Genomic DNA, 16,778 nt, shown 5'->3' on the forward strand with positions numbered 1-16,778 from the left:
CGGAATCAACATCACCCATCTGTCTCAGACAGGTTGACAACTTCCGTACGGCAGGTGCAGATAGCAATTTCGCGAGCGGATGCAGTGAGAAGGTGCCCCAAGCACCGACACCAACCCGATAGCGGAGATCAGTCATCGACATCCACCCCGTACCGGCGTGCGAGGGCCGCGAGGTCGTCGTCGTACCCCTGCCCCACCGCGCGCAGCCGCCATTTGCCGGCGCGGCGGTAGATCTCGGCGAGGACCATGGTTCGTTCGGTGGTGCCGGCGTCGAGCACGAAGGTCGCGGCGGTGCCGGTCTCACTGTCGACCGCGACCGATACCGCGCCGAGTTCGCCGAAGGTGCGGTTGCCGTCGATGGCCGCTGCGATGGCGATGCGTTCGCATTCGGCGGGAAGCTCCGCGAGGTCGACGCGGATGCAGTGCTCACTCGAACCGTCGATGGTCAGTTCGATGACGCCGTCGTCGTAGAGCGGATTGTTGTAGAAGACGAAGTCGTCGTCGGTGTCGACTTTCTCGTCGGCGCCGAGCAGGAAGGCGACGATGTCGAGATCGAATTCGTCGCCGACAGCTTCGGCCTTCCAGGCGACGTTCACGGCCCAGCGGTGACTGTCGGACGGCAGGTCGATCACTTCACCGCGGGACAGCACCGGCGCCGTGAGCCGTGACTCCACCCGCATGTGCGGGGGCATCACTCCGTTCTCCACTGCGGCATCGACGTCGTCGGGTCGCAGGACGGGCAGCTCACGTGCCGCGACCCGCGCCATCCGCTTGTCGGCTTCTCCCCCTTCGAGGACCAGCACGTCGGTGACGGCGGCCGTGAAGTTGAGGGCCGGCCGGGCACCGAGCTGAGTGAGGCGCGAGCGCATCATGACGGCTTGCAGATGCGTGCCGCCGAGCAACAGCACCTTGCGTCCGGTCCACATCTTGGGCTTCCGCCCGGTCGGCGGCCGGACCGGGGGCACCACCGCGACCTGCGGTTCCGGCGGTGGGATGATGTCGACGACGGTCGCGACCTTCGGTTCGCCCGGCCGCACTCGCGTCAACAGGTCCTCGAGCTGGTGTTCGTTGATCACGGGAATGCCTTCGGCCATCGCCTTGCGGACCTTGGCGGTCTGCACGGTCGGGTCGTTGCACACCACGACACTGGTCTGCTTGCTCGCGTTGTTCATCACGTCGAGTCCGGCGTCGGTCAGCCGGTTCGCGAGTGCGACCCGCGGAGTGACGGTGGAGCCGCTGATCACGACCTTCATGCCTTGGACGAGCCCATCGTTGCCGAGGCGACCCGGGTTCTTCCACTGGCACGCGACCCGCGGAACGGATGCGGGATACACCGATTTGCGGCTGCGGCAGTTGACGACGGGCAGCGGCAGTTGCAGGTTGTCGGCCATCGCGGCGCTGCGCAGGAAGATCTCCGACAGGACGCGCGCGTCGTCGTAGGCGTCGTGCTCCTGCAGCTGGTGGACCTGCCAGTGCTGCGCAAGGGTCGCCAATCGGAAGTTGGGGACGTCGAGTTCGAGCCGGCGCGACAACGCGAGCGTGCACAGACGGTGCTCCGCCGGCAGCGACGTGCCGGCCCGACGGAACTCGGCGTCGAGGAATCCGTAGTCGAACGACGCGTTGTGGGCGACGATCGTGGCGCCGTCGAGAATCCCGGCCAGTTCACCGGCGATGTCCTCGAAGCGTGGCGACCCGGTGAGGCGCTCCCGCGTGAGGTTGTGGATGTGCACCGGTCCCGGGTCGCAGCCGGGGTCGACGAGGGTCGAGAACTCCTGCTCGACAGAGCCGTCCTCGCGCAACACGAGGGCGGCCACGCTCAGGACCCTGTGGGCGTTGGACCGCACACCCGAGGTTTCGACGTCGACCACCACCCATCGATGGTCGCGGGGCAACGTCACGGCGCCCTCCGCGGGTGCGTGCACTTCGATCACGTCATCCTCCGATCGCGTTCATCCCCCGACGAAAACCGACACGGTCGGACATTGTGGCCCTTGTTACCGACACTGTCGTCGTTGCCGACACTGTCGTCACCGCCCCGACATCGAGCCGATCCCGTAGGAGGCGGTTGTCGTAGGCGTGTGCCACCATGGGCGCGATCGAAGCGAGAGGGAAGCTGTGTCGACTGCCGACCTGTACCGCCTGACGCGGCTGCGCGATCAGCACGCCGCGTGGACGCTGCTGCGCGCCGACCACGCCCCCGCAATCCTCGGGATGCTGGGACGACACTTCGATCGGGGAACCCGGCGACTTCCCGCCCCCGAACTGTTCGCCCGCCTCGACGCAGACCTGCAGGACCTCCGCGACCAGGGATTCGACCTTCCACGCACCGCCCAGGCCTACTGCGCAGATTGGGTGCGCGCCGGATTTCTGCTCCGACGTGCCGATACGGGCTCGCGCGAAGAGACGCTGGAGCCGACCGAGTCCGCATTCGTCGCACTGAATTTCGTTGCGCAACTGACGACCGACACCAGTTCGATCACGGAATCACGACTGACAACCCTGTCGAGCCAGTTGCAGGCGCTGGCCCGCGATTCGGACCCACGGAGCGAAACCCGTCTGGCAACGCTGCGGGCCGAGCGCGACGCACTCGACCGGCAGATCGCAGCGGTGGAATCCGGCGACTTCCCTGTCCTCGATGGCCCACGGGCCGCGGAACGCGTGTCGGAGATCCTCGCGCTTGCCGGCGAGATCCCCGGGGATTTCGCACGAGTACGGGCCGAACTCGAAGGGCTCAATCGCGAGTTGCGCGCACGGATCCTCGACGACGAAGGCGACCGCGGCGACACTCTGGGCGAGGTCTTCCGAGGTGTCGACCTCATCGGCAGTTCCGATGCAGGACGCAGCTTCACCGGGTTCTACGACATGATCATCGATCCCGAACGGTCTGCACAGCTCGACGACTGGATCGAGGCGGTACTGACTCGTCCGTTCGCCCGAAGCCTGTCTCCCGAGCAACGTCATCGGTTCCGATCCTTGCTCACCGAGATGGAGGACGCAGGTGGCGAAGTGCATGCGACGATGACGTCGCTGTCACGCTCACTGCGGCATTTCGTGCAGTCCCGCCATTACGAGGAACATCGCCGATTGCAACGTCTGTTGCGCTCGGCGCAACAGCACGCTCTGCAGGTGGCACCCCACCGCAAGCCTTATGAACCGCTCGACCTCGACCTGGTGCGGATCGGCATGAGTATCGAATCGGTCGCGGCATTACAGTTGCACAATCCCGCAGACGATCTGGTGGCCGAACCGGTGGTGTCGCAGACGCCAGGTGAGGTCGACCTCGACGATCTGCGGCGCATCGTCCGCGAATCGGAAATCGACATGGACGAGCTGGTCGGTAGCATAGCGGCCACACTGCGCGTGCGCGGTAGCGCGACGATCGGCGAGGTCCTGCGCGAACATCCCGCAACCCAAGGGTTGGCAAGCGCCATCGGGCTTCTGGTTCTCGCCGTCGAGCACGGACACCGCGTGGAGGGCGATGAGGAGATTTGCTGGAGCTCCCCATCCGGCGTCGAACGGGTGGCCACGGTACGCCGGCATCTGTTCGATCCCACCGATCCTGCCTTCACCACCTTGGAACAGGACAGCCTATGACCGACACCACGACCGGGCTGTATCCCGGCGACACCGGCGAACTCGAACTCGACACCCGGCGCGCATTGGTCCAGCTCCTCAAGGGTCCGCTCATTACCGCCGGCAAGCATCCCGAGGTGTGGCGGACGGTGATCCGCGACGAGCGCGTGCTGCGTTCTCGGTTGGCCGATGTGTTTCTCGATCTCGTCGTCGACGAGGACGAACAGCTCGCATTCACCCGTCCCGCCGAAACCGGCGATCACAAGGCCCCCGCAGTGTTGCGCACCGAGCGATTGACATTCATGGACACCGTGATGCTGTTGTCGCTGCGGCAGCTGCTCCTCCGCGCACAACCCGGTGATCGGGTCATCGTCGATTTCGACGAAATGGCCGGGCAGCTCGAGATGTACCGTGCGGCCACGAGTACCGACCCGGCCGGTTTCCGGCGCAGGGTCAACGCTTCGTGGGAGAAGTTGAAGAAGTACAGCCTTCTCGCGTCGACGTCGACGGAGGGTCGGATGGAAGTCTCTCCGGTGTTGCGGCAGTTGTTCGATGCCGATCAGGTTGCTGCTGTGGAAGCGGAGTTCCGGCACATCGTCGCGGAGAGTCAGCCGTGACGGCCACCCCTCCCCACCCGTCCCAGTTCCGGCTTGCCCGCGTGCAGGTGGTGAATTGGGGAACCTTACACGGTCACCACGACATTCCGATTGCGCGCAAGGGTTTCCTGATCACCGGCGCGTCGGGATCCGNGCGATCTCCACGGTGCTCATGCCGGGCGGCAGTGTCCGATTCAACGCGGCCGCGCAGGAATCCGCGGCCGGTTCCGGGCGCAACTTCGTCAGTTACATCCGCGGTGCGTGGCGGCGCGAAGCCGACGTCGATACCGACTCCCTGACCGCTTCCTATCTACGTACGGGCGCCACTTGGAGTGCCGTCGCGCTCACCTACCGCACCGGCGACGGTGCCGCGCCCGTGACGCTCGTCAAGCTCATGCACCTGCGGCGTGGAGCCAACGCGAACAACGATGTCTCTCACCTGCATCTGATCTTCGATTTTGATTTCGACCTGATCGATCTCGAGCCGTTCGCCGGCCGCGGTATCGACACCCGGGGCATCCGAAAGCGTTGGCCCGGGGCTACTGTCAATCCCAGTTACACGCCGTTCGCTCGCGCCTTCCGCGCGAAGCTGGGCATTTCGTCGGAGGCGGCCCAACGGTTGTTGCACCGAACACTGTCGGCCAAGAGTCTGAACAGTCTCGATCAGTTGCTGCGCGACTACATGCTCGACGAACCCGACACCTTCGCGATGGCCGATCGCGCGACGTCCCAGTTCCGCGACCTGCGCGAGGCGCACCGTGTCGTCGTCGACGCGCGTCGGCAAGTCGAGGCACTCGATCCCCTTGTCGGTCTCGCGGAGGTTCGCCGCCGAGGCCTCCAGCAACAACGCGAACTACAGGAAGAGAACGACCACCTCGACGCCGTGCATGCCCGGATGACGGTGGATCTGCTGCGAGAGAAGCTCGACGAGGCCTACGCACAGATCGGACTGTTGCAGACTGCCGTCGACAAGACCTCGGTGGAAGCCGAGCGCGCGGCCGAGCGCACCCTCGATCTGCGGGTGCGGATCGAAACCACCGACGGTGGACGGTTGTCCACTCTCAGGCTGCAACGCGACGCGGCGGAAGCCGACCTGACTCGGACCGTACAGTCACGGAGCAGGTTCGACACCGCCGTCGGATCGTGGGAAGCAGAGGCACCGACCACCGCTGAGGAGTTCGCGCATCTGCGAGCCCAGCTCGAAACGGAGTTGCGTGAGCTCGACGCGACAGTCGGTACACGCAGAAACGATGTGTACGAGGTGGTGCGAGCACTCGGCACACTGCGTTCCGAACACCGACAACTCATCGCCGACCGAGAGCTGCTCGCCCGGCGACGCTCCAATCTCGATCCCGCTCTACTGCGGATACGCGAACTGGTCTGCACCGCAGCTGGTCTCGGCGAAGACATGTTGCACTTCGCGGGCGAACTCCTCGAAGTGCGCTCCGAGCATGCCGAGTGGACCGGCCCCATCGAGCGCGTACTCGGCGGGCTTGCTCGCACGATGCTCGTACCCGACGAATATTATTCACGCGTTGCAGCAGTGGTCGACGCGCAGCATCTCGGCACCCGGTTGGTGTACCGCCGGGTGCGTACTCGTTCCGGCCGACCTGCCACCCCGGCGAGCGGTGACGAATCGCTGGTTCGAAAACTGGACGTGCGGCCGGGACCGCTCGCAGCGTGGCTGCAGCACCACCTCGCCGAGCGTTTCGACTATGCGTGCGTGGCGACCGTCGACGACCTGAGAGGTGTGCCGCGCGGCGTGACCCGGGCCGGTCAGGTCAAGCACGGCGGCGAGCGGCACGAGAAGGACGACAGGTACCGCGTCGACGACCGCAGCCGATGGGTGCTCGGGTTCGACAACGAAACCAAGATCTCCGATCTGCGTCGCCGCATCGGCGAGGTCGAATCCGAGATCGCCCGCCTGCAACGTCGGCAGGAGTTGCTCGAGCACGCAGAGTGCACGGTACAGCAGCGTCGACACGCGGCGGAGATCATCCTCGACACGACCTGGGCCGACATCGACGTCGAAGCGGCCGAGGCAGCGGTTGGCGCGATCGAGCATCGACTCGAGGGATGGTTGCAGGGCAATGCCGAGTACGCCTCGCTCACGCTCGATCTTGCCCGTGCGGAAACCGAGGAGAAGGAGGCCCGCGCAGCGTATACCGCAGCCGGATCCGGTCTCGAACGCCACCGTGGCGATGTGGAGCACACTCGGCAGCGGCTTGCAGAAGTGGAAGCACACGCCGATTCGGCGGTTCCCGACGGGATCGACAAGCGCATCCGCGCACGCTTCGATGCTGCCGCACGTCGACCGACGAGCGAGAACATCGACCGGTTGCTGCATACCGTCGGACGAACCATCACGGACGAGCACCGTGCGGCGCTCACGAGAACCACGGACGCCGAGCGGCGCATCACCGCGATCCTCACCGCCTATCTCGCCGAATGGGAGTCACGACGCGCCGAGATGCGCTCCGACGCAGAGTACGTAGACGATGCTCTCGCGGTGCTCACTCGACTGCGCAACGACGGATTACCCGCATACGAGGACGAGTTCTTCCGGCTACTCAACGACCAATCGAGCCGCAACATCGGAGAGCTGGCCCGCGCGATCCGCAGGGCACCGGGCGAGATCCGTTCCCGTATCGAGCCGGTGAACGAATCGCTCCGGCGTTCTCCGTTCGACACCGACCGGACTCTGCGGATCGATGTGAAGGATCGGCGTTCGCCTGCCGCGGCCGATTTCCTCGCGGAACTGCAGCGCATTGTCAGCGGCTCGTTCAAGGAAGAGGACCGGGTCGCCGCCGAGCAACGGTTCGAACAGATGGAGCGGATCCTCGAACGCCTCGACTCGGGCGAACCCGCCGACCGGCGCTGGCGGCAGTTGGTACTGGACACCCGCCTGCACGTCGGCTTCATCGGAGTCGAGGTCGACGGGGAGGGCGTGGACGTCAATTTCCACGACTCCAGCTCCGGCCTGTCGGGTGGGCAGGCCCAGAAACTGGTGTTCTTCTGTCTCGCCGCCGCCCTGCGCTATCAGCTGGCGGCATCGGGGGAAGAGTTGCCGCGCTACGGCACGGTGATCCTCGACGAGGCATTCGACCGTGCAGATCCTGCGTACACGCGGCGAGCACTCGACGTGTTCACCCGATTCGGTTTCCATATGGTGCTCGCGACGCCGCTGAAGTTGCTGCAAACCCTCGACGATTACATTGATGGGGTGGCCGCGGTGAGCATCAGGGACAAGAAGTACTCGCAGCTGGCCTTGTTGCCGATCCGCAGCGCGGAGGAGCCCCGCGAGTGAGTACAGTGTGCGTGCCGCCGTCAGCCGTAAGTACCAGGGCAGAGACGGCCTACCGGAATCGTCGCAGCAAGTGGGTGGCCGATCCAATTGCAGCCGAATCCGATTCACTGTCGATTGCGTTGCACCCACCCTCGGAACGGCAGGTCGCGGAGGATCCCGACGCCGTGGTCGCATGGGTGCGCGCCTGGCAGATGCACCGCGGAATCGGTCGCGTGCACTGGGAGACGCGGCGCTGGCCGAGCTTCGGCACGCAGGATGTGCCGGTGCGGGTCGTGTTTGCAGGTCCCGGTGAGATTGCCGCCGCGGCAGGCCGGATGTCCGAATGGCACAGGCTCACCGCCCGGCGGGTGCAGTTGGTGGAGATTCTGGCACCCGGTACCCCCGCGCTTGCCGACGCGATCGGCTCGACGCTTTCACGGTGGCTCGAACTCGGCGAAGCCGACTTCGTGCGCCTTGTCGGCGTGGTCCGGTGGCTGGCCGACCATCCGGCTTCGGACGTTTTCATTCGGCAGCTTCCGGTGCCCGGTGTGGATACCAAGTGGATTTCGCGGCATCGCGGACTGGTCGAGGTACTTCTCGAAGGCGCTGTGGGGAATCGTGACCTCGGTGTGCGTTCGGTGCCTCGATTGTGCGAAATTGCGGTTTGTGACCGCACCTTGCTACCCACGGCACCGCGACATTGTGCAGCGCCGCTGGACGAGCTCGCCGAGTTGCCGCTCCACCCGGAGCGCATACTGGTCCTCGAGAACAAAGAGGGCCTCCATGCGCTGCCTGATCTGCCGGGCACCGTGGCCGTACACGGCAGTGGTTACGCAGTGCACGAACTGGCCGCACTATCCTGGCTCGCCGACTCGGATGTCGTTTACTGGGGTGATCTCGACACGCACGGCTTCGTGATTCTCGACCGTTTCCGCGCTTACCTGCCTGACGTGCGCAGTTTCCTCATGGACCTCCACACCCTGGAAGCGTGGAGTGCTCTCGCGGTAGAGGAACCGTCCCCCAGCTCGCACGTGCCGATGCGACTGACGCCCGCGGAAAATGAGGTCTTCACGCGGTTGCGCGTGGAACGACTCCGCCTCGAGCAGGAGCGGATTCCGTGGCCGCACGTGATGGAGGAACTTGCCCGCGCCTTCACCGGCGCGATCGGACATGATCGAGACTCGACCAGGATGGATCCGACCGCGCTTGGAGAAGGAGTCTCATGACCGAACCGGCCCTCCGCTCACCCCTCGAGATCGTGGCGCGACTGACCGTCGAGGAGAGGGCGTCGCTCACCAGCGGCCTCGACTTCTGGCACACCGAACCGGTTGCGCGCGAGAACATCCCCTCGATCATGCTCACCGACGGGCCGCACGGTGTGCGGAAGCAGACCGCCGAGGGCGACCATCTCGGTCTGCACTCGTCCGTGCCCGCGACCTGCTTCCCGCCTGCCGTCGCGCTGGGGTGTTCCTTCGACCCGGAGTTGCTCGAGCGCGTCGGCGCGGCGTTGGGCGCGGAGGCCCGCGCACTGCAGGTCGGTGTCCTGCTCGGGCCCGGTATCAACATCAAGCGCTCCCCCTTGTGCGGCCGGAACTTCGAGTACCTGTCGGAAGATCCGCTGCTCTCGGGTGTTCTGGGCGCTGCGCTCGTGCACGGCATGCAGTCGCAGGGTGTCGGCGCGTCGCTCAAGCACTTCGCGGCGAACAACCAGGAGACCGACCGGATGCGGGTCTCCGCCGACGTCGACCCGCGGCCACTGCGGGAGATCTATCTGCGGGCCTTCGAGCGGGTCGTGCGCGACGCGCAGCCGTGGACGGTGATGTGCTCGTACAACCGGATCAACGGGGTGTACTCGTCCCGTAACCCGTGGCTGCTCACCGACGTCCTGCGCGGCGAGTGGGGTTTCGAGGGTCTGGTGGTGAGCGACTGGGGTGCTGTCGACGACCGCGTCGCGTCCCTCGCGGCAGGTCTGGATCTCGAGATGCCGTCCACAGGAGGTCGTACGGACGCCGAGATCGTCGCGGCCGTACGGGCGGGCACGGTCGACGAATCGGTCCTAGACACGGCAGCCGCGCGGGTGATCGAACTGGTGCAGAAGGCCGTCGCTGCGTCCGATCCCGGCGCGACCTTCGACGCCGATGCCCATCACGCCCTCGCACGCGAGGTGGCCGCGCAGAGCATCGTGCTGCTCCGCAACGAGAACGACCTGCTCCCCCTCGCCACCGGCGCGAACATTGCGGTGATCGGCGAACTGGCCCGCACGCCGCGCTACCAGGGCGCTGGATCGTCCCGGATCGAACCGACGCGCCTCGACAACGCGCTCGACGAGATCCGGTCGCTGTCCGGCCGGGACGTTCCCTTCGCCGCCGGTTACGCGCTCGACGGATCGGACTCGGCCGAACTCGTCGATGAGGCAGTGAAGCGTGCCGCAGACGCCGATATCGCGGTCGTGTTCCTCGGTCTACCCGCCGAACTCGAATCCGAAGGTTTCGACCGCGACGACCTCGAACTCCCGCAGCGTCAAACCGCGCTGCTCGATGCTGTGCTGACGGCGAACCCGAACGTCGTCGTCGTGTTGTCGAACGGCGGTGTCGTGCGGCTCAGCGGCTTCGCCGACCGTGTTCCTGCGATCGTGGAAGGGTGGCTGCTCGGGCAGGCCGGTGGGGGCGCCGTCGCCGACGTGCTCTACGGGCACGCGAATCCGAGCGGCCGCCTCGCGGAGACCGTCCCGATCCGGCTCGAGGACACCCCGGCGCACACGAACTTCCCGGGCGAACACGGCCACGTGCGGTACGGAGAAGGATTGTTCGTCGGATACCGCTCGTACGACGCGCGTCGCCTCGACGTGTCCTTCCCCTTCGGTCACGGCTTGTCGTACACGACGTTCGAATACTCCGATGCCGCTGTGGAATCCGACGGCGATCTCACGGTGCACGTCACCGTCACCAACACGGGTGGGCGTGCGGGCGCCGAGGTCGTGCAGGTGTACGCCGGTGCACCCGGTTCGTCCGTTGCTCGGGCGCCGCGAGAGTTGAAGGGCTTCACCAAGGTCCGTCTGGATTCCGGCGAATCGCAACGTGTGACCGTGAGTATCCGACGCGACGACCTCGCCTACTGGGACACCCGCGTCGATTCCTGGGTGGTCGAAGGTGGCACGTACAGCATCGACATCGGTGCGTCGAGCCGCGACATCCGGCAGACGCTCACCGTCGACGTGACGGGCGACGCGGTGCGAATTCCGCTGACGATGGAATCGTCTCTCGGAGAACTGTTCCAGAACCCCGCGGCCGCCGAGATCGTCCTGCAGGCGTTCGGTTCGCTCGGCGGCGACGTCGGGGTCGACGAGAGTGTTCTGAAGATGGCAGCGTCGATGCCGCTCGGTCGCCTCGCCGGATTCGCTCCAGGGGTCGAGTCGGAGCAGATCCAGCAGCTTCTCGATGTGGTCAACCAGCAGGAGTGAAGGCAGAGCCGGTCACGAACCGGCGGTGAGGAGCACCTTCAACGCACCGGTTTCGCCGGCGCGAGAGAACACGTCGTAGGCCTGTTCGAACTCGTCGAGCGCGAACCGGTGCGTGATCATCGGCGACGTGTCGAGCTGACCACTGCTCACGAGACCGATCAGTGTGGGCGTCGAGTAGGTGTCGACCAGGCCGGTGGTGATCGTCAGGTTCTTGATCCAGATGTCCTCGAGGTGCAGGGTCGCAGGTTTGCCGTGCACGCCGATGTTCGCGACGTGTCCGCACGGCCGAGCGAGCGCGACCGCCTGCTCGAACGTTTCGGGATAGCCGACGGCCTCCACGGTGACATCGGCGCCGAGACCTCCCGTGAGATCTCGGACGACGGCCGCCACGTCGTCGCGACCGCTGTTGACCACGACGTTAGCCCCGAACGCCTTCGCCGCGTCGAGGCGACTGTCGGCGAGGTCGACGGCGACGATGCGGCTCGGGCTGAACAGTCGTGCGGCGAGGATCGCGGCGAGTCCGATGGGTCCGGCTCCGATGACGACGACGACGTCGGCCGGTCGAAGACAGCCGTTGAGTACGCCGACCTCGTAGGAGGTGGGCAGAATGTCGGCGAGCATGAGCATCTGCTCGTCGCTCACGCCGTCGGGAATGCGGTGGGTCGAATTGTCGGCGTACGGAACTCGGACCAATTCGGCCTGGGTGCCGTCGATCAGGTGCCCGAGGATCCAGCCGCCGCCTCCGAGGCACTGCCCGTACCGGCTCTCGCGACAGAAGCGGCACGTACCGCACGCGGTGATACACGAGACGAGCACTCGGTCGCCGGGAGCGAGTGTCTGCACTCCGTCCCCCACCTCGACCACGGTGCCGACGGCCTCGTGGCCGAGGATCCGGCCGTCGGTCACCTCGGGCACATCCCCCCCGAGGATGTGCAGGTCGGTGCCGCAGATGGTGACGGCGTCGACGCGCACCACGGCATCGGTACTGTCCTGGATCGTCGCGTCGGGAACGTCCTCCCAGGATCGCTTCCCCGGCCCGTGGAACACCAGTGCCTTCATGATTCGACCTCCCGAACGCGGATTCGGTCCTGTTCCAGGATGACATGAGGGACACTGCGAGCGGAATCGTTCGGAAGGGGTGAAAAATTCACCTCGACAGCGGGAAATGTCCGAATTCGTGACACCATCACAGAGTCCCCTGTTCTTTCGGGGACCACCGATCCCGAAAGCAGACGATTGATGAAGACACTCGCAGCGTCGCTCCTGACGGTGGCCGTACTGACCGCTTCGGCGTGCAGTTCCGATACCACCGAGCCCGAATCCACACCGTCGCCGACCTCCTCCGATCAAGCTCGGCCCGAGTACGTGGCCGAACTGGAATCGACCGTCGAACAGTTGATGCGCGACAACGCCATTCCCGGCGCGGTAGTACAGATCAGCTCCCCCGACCGCGGTGATTGGACCGGCACCTTCGGAACCTCCACCATCGACACCGACGACCCGATCTCCGCCGACGACCATTTCCGGATCGGCAGCAACACGAAGACGATGACGGTCACCGCCGTCCTTCAGTTGGTGCAGGAAGGTCGCCTGTCGCTCGACGACCCGATTTCGAAGTACGTCGACGGTGTCCCGAACGGCGACACGATCACGATCGCACAGCTCGCCGAGATGCGGAGCGGCCTGTACAGCTACAGTTTCGACCCGGAGTTCAACGCGACGTTGGACCGCGAGCCCGAGAAGGCGTGGACGCCGGAGGAGTTGCTCGAGATCGCGTTCTCTTATCCCGTGAACTTCCCACCCGGTGAGCAGTTCGAATACAGCAATACGAATACGGTGCTGCTCGGACTCGTCGTGGAAGAACTGACCGGCATGCCGATCGCGGAGGCGTTCGACGAACGCATCTTCGTCCCGCTCGGACTGGCGGACACCTCGTTCCCGGCGAACGACGACTCCTCCATTCCCGATCCGCATCCGCAGGGCTACATGTTCGGCACCAACGTCTCCACCATCGACACCTTCGCACTGCCGGAGGACGAGCAGGCCGCAGCAGTTGCAGGAACGTTGAAGCCGAACGACGTGACCGATGACAACCCGTCGTGGACGTGGACCGCGGGCGCTGCGATCTCCACCGTCGACGACATGACCACCTACGTGAAGGCGCTGGTCGGGGGCGGTCTGCTCGATGAGCAGATGCAGCAGACCCGGCTCGACAGCGTGCAGTCGGTGGGCGGCGGAACCGCCGGCTACGGCCTCGGCATGGCCCAGTTCGGTCCGCTGCTCGGACACGACGGGCAGCTTCCGGGCTTCATGACCTTCATGGGCCACGATCCGAAGACCGACCTGACGATCGTCATCGCGACGAATCTGTCGACGGTGCCGTCGGGTGAAGGTTCGGCGCTGACCCTCGTCAAGGGCATCCTGCCGATCTTCTACGGCTCGAGCTATCAGCCGCCGGGCGATCCGGCACGGGCTCCCGGAGCGGAGGAGAGCGCACCCGCGCCGACGCCGGGAGGCTGATCGTACCGGCGGCCGGTGACCAGGTACGGCCAGAACATGTGATTGTCCACAGGCATTCGAGTTCTCCACAGACCGAGGCGATCGGAGTGCGACGGCCCCGGAACGGGTCCGGCCGTGCCCGAAGATCGGGTCCATGACCCGACAGGTGTGGACGAGAGCAATGCTCGCCGAGGCCGGCATATCGGATCGTGCGGTGCGCACACGACTCCGGCATGGCGAGCTCGTCAGGATCGCCCGCGGCACGTACATGACACGAGAGGACGTCGACGCCCTCGGCCCCGCCGGAGTTCATCTCGCCCGGGCACGCCTCGTCGGCTCCCGCTTCGACGCCGACGAGGCGCTCAGTCATGTGACGGCCGCGGTCGTCCACGGCCTCGACGTCTGGGACGCGCCGCTGGGACGGATCCACGTCACGCGCCCACCGACGCGCAGCTGCCGGGTGAGCGACGACCTGCACATCCACACCTCCGACCTGGACGGTGACGTCGTCGAGGTGGACGGTCTGCGCGTCACGTCGCTCGCTCGTACCGTCGTCGACGTCGCGCGCACGCTGTCGCGTCCGCGTGCTCTCGTCATCGGCGATTCGGCGTTGCGTGCGGATCCGACGGCGCATCTCGACCTGCCCCGGATCCTTGCTGTATGTCGAGGTAGGACCGGGATCGTCGCGGCGGAGTCGATCGCGCGCCTCGTCGACGGCCGGAGCGAGAGTGTCGGGGAGTCGCTGTCGCGGCTGCACATGATCGAGGCGGGTCTACCGATGCCCGACCTGCAGCACGAGATCGTCGTTCGTGACGGACGCCGGTACCGCGTGGACTTCTTGTGGCGCGAACTCGGCATCGTCGGCGAGTTCGACGGTGCCGGAAAGTACACCGAGCGCCACCATCTGCTCGCTGAGAAGGAGCGCGAGGATGCGCTACGGGATCTCGGGCTGGAGGTGATCCGCTGGAACTGGGCGGAGCTGTCGCGATTCCACGTCGTCGTCGATCGGTTCGAGCGCGCACGTCGTCGGCAGCAGGCACGTCGGGCTGCTCTGGAGCGCGAAACGGTCATCGGCGCGCGCTACAACCCGCTCCGATGACCGCTTCGCGCTCCGCTATACCGTCTTCAGACCGAGCGAGTCGCGCAGGGTCGAGCCGGGATATTCGGTCCGGAACAGGCCGCGACGCTGCAGTTCCGGGACGACGAGGTCGACGAAGTCGTCGAGGGAATCCGGATAGGCGGGGCACATCAGATTGAAGCCGTCGCAGGCACCCGCGCTGAACCACTCCTCGATGCTGTCGGCGACGGACTCGGGGGTGCCGATCATCGTCGCGTGACCACCACCCGCGGCGAGGTAGCCGAGCAGTTCGCGCAGGGTGGGACGGCGGGTCTCGATGATGCGCTGCACCGTCGCGTAGCGCCCCTGCGGCCCGGTGAACTCCTCAATGGGTGGCAGGTCGGCGACGGGAGCGTCGAGGTCGTGGCCGGTGTAGTCCTGACCCGTGAACACGCCGAGCTGGGTGATGGCAGCATCTACGTCGAGGAGCGCATCGAGTTCCGCCTTCTTCGCCCACGCCTCCTCCTCGCTGCGACCGACGTAGGTGACGAGCCCGGGCAGGATGGCGACCGTACCGGGATCCCTGCCGGCCGCGGCGATCCGCGCGCGCAGGTCGGTGGCGTACTCGATCGCCGCGGTCATGTCCCACGCGACGGAGTAGACGGCCTCGGCGTGGCGGGCCGCCAGGTTGCGCCCGGTCTCCGACGCCCCCGCCTGGAACAGCACGGGTCGGCCTTGCGGGCACCGCGGCACGGTCAGGGGACCGTCGACGCGGAAGTGCTTGCCCCGGTGATGGATCGGACGGATCGCGGAGGAGTCCAGGAACCTGCCGCCGACCCGGTCGACGAGGGCACCGCCGTCGTCCCACGAATCCCACAGTGCGCACAGCACTTCGATGAACTCTTCCGCCCGGGCATATCGCTCCGTGTGCGGCGGGAGCGCGTCGAATCCGTGGTTGCGCGCTTCCTCGTCGAACATCGAGGTGACGATGTTGGCTCCTACGCGGCCACCACTGATGTGGTCGAGCGAGGCCAGCATCCGTGCCGCGTGGAACGGCGTGAAGAAGCTTGCAGAAACGGTGGTGACCAGACCGATGTGCTCGGTCGCGCGCGCCATGGCCGCCAGCGCGGTGAGGGGTTCGAGGAACCAGGTGGTGCCCGCCGTGTACTTCGGGTTGACGCTGTGACCGTCCGCGAAGAACACGGCGTCGAGGCGTCCTCGTTCGGCGGTGCGGGCGAGTTCCTCGAAATACGTGATGTCGCCGATGCGTTCGGCGGCGGAGTCGGGATGGCGCCATGCCGCCGAGTGGTGCCCGACGCCGTAGAGGAAGGCGTTGAGGTGGAGGGTGCGTGGTCCGGTCATCAGTTCATCACCAGTCCCCCGTCGACCACCAGGTTCTGCCCGGTGACGGCCCGCGACCAGTCGGAGGCGAAGAACAGCACCGCGGCCGCGAAATCCTCGGGGGTGGTGACCTTCCGCAGCGGCGTCGACGACGCGATGAGGTCGAACACCGCTTCGGGGGTCGCCGACGATGCGTCGGTCGTGCGCAGCAGCCCACCGGAGACCATGTTGACGCGGATCCCGTCGGGGCCGAGGTCGGCGGCGAAGGTGCGGGTCAGCGACAGCAGCGCGGCCTTGGCGGCGGTGTAGTCGTGGTACGGGACGACGGGGTGCTGGAACAGGTTGGTGCCGATGTTGACGACGCTGCCGCCGCCGGCTTCCCGCATGCCCGGCAGCGCGGCCTGGATGACGTTGACGGCACCACCGACGACCCCGTCGAACTGGGCACCGAATTCGGCGTATCCGATCTCGTCCGCCTTGACGCGGGCGTCGCCGTTGAACGAGAAGTCGGGCAGGGCGTTGTTGACGACCGTGGTGACGGGACGTCCGAAGTGCTCGCGGGCCCGCGCGAACAGCGCTTCGACCTCGGCGCGGTCGGTGACATCGGCCTTCAGAGCGACGGCCCGCTCGGGTCCGATCTTGTCGGCCAGTTCGTGAGCGCCCTCGCCGCTGCGCCGGTAATCGAGGACGACGGCGGCTCCTTCGTCGGCGAACGCCTGCGCGATTCTGTGGCCGAGGCCGCGCCCGGCACCGGTGACGAGGACGACCTGGTTCTGCAATGACATCTTCTGTGCCTTCCCTGTGTGGGGAAGGGTGCGTGAGGGCGACAGACCTGTGGCCTGGCGCCGGCTCGGCATCCCTTCGCTCGCATAATCGAGATCAGGTTCGACGGGTGTTCTCTCAGCCGTGTCCGGCACCCCGTGTCGAGTCCTGCGCACAGGTTACACCTCGGGATCTCGACCCCGT

General features: G+C 66.3%; 11 protein-coding genes, 1 pseudogene and 1 riboswitch. Of the genes and pseudogenes, 8 read left to right on the plus strand and 4 right to left on the minus strand.

The window, feature by feature from the left end; genetic code table 11:
* Nucleotides 1-128: 128 nt before the first annotated feature.
* A complete protein-coding gene (locus tag QR64_RS16170) occupies nucleotides 129-1,931 on the minus strand; it encodes a TerD family protein (protein WP_052227342.1) in 1,803 nt (600 codons plus the stop codon).
* Between the two features lie 184 nt (nucleotides 1,932-2,115).
* On the opposite strand from QR64_RS16170, the gene QR64_RS16175 reads away from it, so the two are divergent.
* From QR64_RS16175 to QR64_RS16195, 6 genes and pseudogenes are all read left to right on the plus strand, one after another.
* On the plus strand, nucleotides 2,116-3,594 hold the full coding sequence (locus QR64_RS16175; protein WP_019288152.1) for a DUF3375 domain-containing protein: 1,479 nt from the start codon (nucleotides 2,116-2,118) through the stop codon (nucleotides 3,592-3,594).
* Complete coding sequence (locus QR64_RS16180) at nucleotides 3,591-4,190, plus strand: DUF4194 domain-containing protein (RefSeq protein ID WP_033097366.1); 600 nt, start codon at nucleotides 3,591-3,593, stop codon at nucleotides 4,188-4,190. Before QR64_RS16175 ends, QR64_RS16180 begins: the two co-directional genes overlap by 4 nt.
* Nucleotides 4,191-4,231: 41 nt before the next feature.
* Nucleotides 4,232-4,322: pseudogene (locus tag QR64_RS28045) on the plus strand (ATP-binding protein); the annotation flags it as partial.
* 2,674 nt (nucleotides 4,323-6,996) lie between these two features.
* Complete coding sequence (locus QR64_RS28050; protein WP_235367207.1) at nucleotides 6,997-7,476, plus strand: SbcC/MukB-like Walker B domain-containing protein; 480 nt, start codon at nucleotides 6,997-6,999, stop codon at nucleotides 7,474-7,476.
* A gap of 11 nt (nucleotides 7,477-7,487) precedes the next feature.
* Nucleotides 7,488-8,681, plus strand: coding sequence for a DUF3322 domain-containing protein (locus tag QR64_RS16190; RefSeq protein WP_231782095.1), 1,194 nt, complete (start codon nucleotides 7,488-7,490; stop codon nucleotides 8,679-8,681).
* Entirely contained in the window at nucleotides 8,678-10,915 is a 2,238-nt protein-coding gene (locus QR64_RS16195; protein ID WP_052227343.1) for a glycoside hydrolase family 3 C-terminal domain-containing protein, read from the plus strand. Before QR64_RS16190 ends, QR64_RS16195 begins: the two co-directional genes overlap by 4 nt.
* 12 nt (nucleotides 10,916-10,927) lie before the next feature.
* On the opposite strand, the gene QR64_RS16200 is transcribed toward QR64_RS16195, so the two are convergent.
* Nucleotides 10,928-11,974, minus strand: a complete 1,047-nt coding sequence (locus tag QR64_RS16200) for a zinc-dependent alcohol dehydrogenase family protein (RefSeq protein ID WP_039586223.1) — start codon at nucleotides 11,972-11,974, stop codon at nucleotides 10,928-10,930.
* 180 nt (nucleotides 11,975-12,154) lie between these two features.
* Between QR64_RS16200 and QR64_RS16205 the strand changes: the two genes are divergently transcribed.
* Together QR64_RS16205 and QR64_RS16210 are read left to right on the plus strand one after the other, a co-directional pair.
* Nucleotides 12,155-13,435: a serine hydrolase domain-containing protein gene (locus QR64_RS16205; protein WP_039586224.1), complete on the plus strand. Its 1,281-nt coding sequence runs from the start codon at nucleotides 12,155-12,157 to the stop codon at nucleotides 13,433-13,435.
* 133 nt (nucleotides 13,436-13,568) lie between these two features.
* Nucleotides 13,569-14,513: a type IV toxin-antitoxin system AbiEi family antitoxin domain-containing protein gene (locus tag QR64_RS16210; protein ID WP_052227344.1), complete on the plus strand. Its 945-nt coding sequence runs from the start codon at nucleotides 13,569-13,571 to the stop codon at nucleotides 14,511-14,513.
* Between the two features lie 15 nt (nucleotides 14,514-14,528).
* Here the strand turns inward: QR64_RS16210 and QR64_RS16215 are convergent, their stop codons facing one another.
* Entirely contained in the window at nucleotides 14,529-15,833 is a 1,305-nt protein-coding gene (locus QR64_RS16215; protein ID WP_039586225.1) for an LLM class flavin-dependent oxidoreductase, read from the minus strand.
* Nucleotides 15,833-16,597, minus strand: coding sequence for a 3-oxoacyl-ACP reductase (locus QR64_RS16220; RefSeq protein WP_039586402.1), 765 nt, complete (start codon nucleotides 16,595-16,597; stop codon nucleotides 15,833-15,835). Before QR64_RS16220 ends, QR64_RS16215 begins: the two co-directional genes overlap by 1 nt.
* Before the next feature lie 54 nt (nucleotides 16,598-16,651).
* Nucleotides 16,652-16,743, minus strand: a riboswitch (TPP riboswitch).
* Between the last annotated feature and the right edge of the window lie 35 nt (nucleotides 16,744-16,778).

Source organism: Rhodococcus sp. Chr-9 (genome assembly GCF_000801125.1).
Lineage (GTDB): Bacteria > Actinomycetota > Actinomycetes > Mycobacteriales > Mycobacteriaceae > Rhodococcus > Rhodococcus pyridinivorans.

Excerpts from the sequence above, each read along its gene's own strand:
- QR64_RS16210 (WP_052227344.1), top strand. The coding sequence starts at position 13,569 with ATGACCCGACAGGTGTGGACGAGAGCAATGCTCGCCGAGGCCGGCATA.
- QR64_RS16205 (WP_039586224.1), top strand. The coding sequence starts at position 12,155 with ATGAAGACACTCGCAGCGTCGCTCCTGACGGTGGCCGTACTGACCGCT.
- QR64_RS16220 (WP_039586402.1), bottom strand. The coding sequence starts at position 16,597 with ATGTCATTGCAGAACCAGGTCGTCCTCGTCACCGGTGCCGGGCGCGGC.
- QR64_RS16215 (WP_039586225.1), bottom strand. The coding sequence starts at position 15,833 with ATGACCGGACCACGCACCCTCCACCTCAACGCCTTCCTCTACGGCGTC.
- QR64_RS28050 (WP_235367207.1), top strand. The coding sequence starts at position 6,997 with ATGGAGCGGATCCTCGAACGCCTCGACTCGGGCGAACCCGCCGACCGG.
- QR64_RS16180 (WP_033097366.1), top strand. The coding sequence starts at position 3,591 with ATGACCGACACCACGACCGGGCTGTATCCCGGCGACACCGGCGAACTC.
- QR64_RS16195 (WP_052227343.1), top strand. The coding sequence starts at position 8,678 with ATGACCGAACCGGCCCTCCGCTCACCCCTCGAGATCGTGGCGCGACTG.
- QR64_RS16200 (WP_039586223.1), bottom strand. The coding sequence starts at position 11,974 with ATGAAGGCACTGGTGTTCCACGGGCCGGGGAAGCGATCCTGGGAGGAC.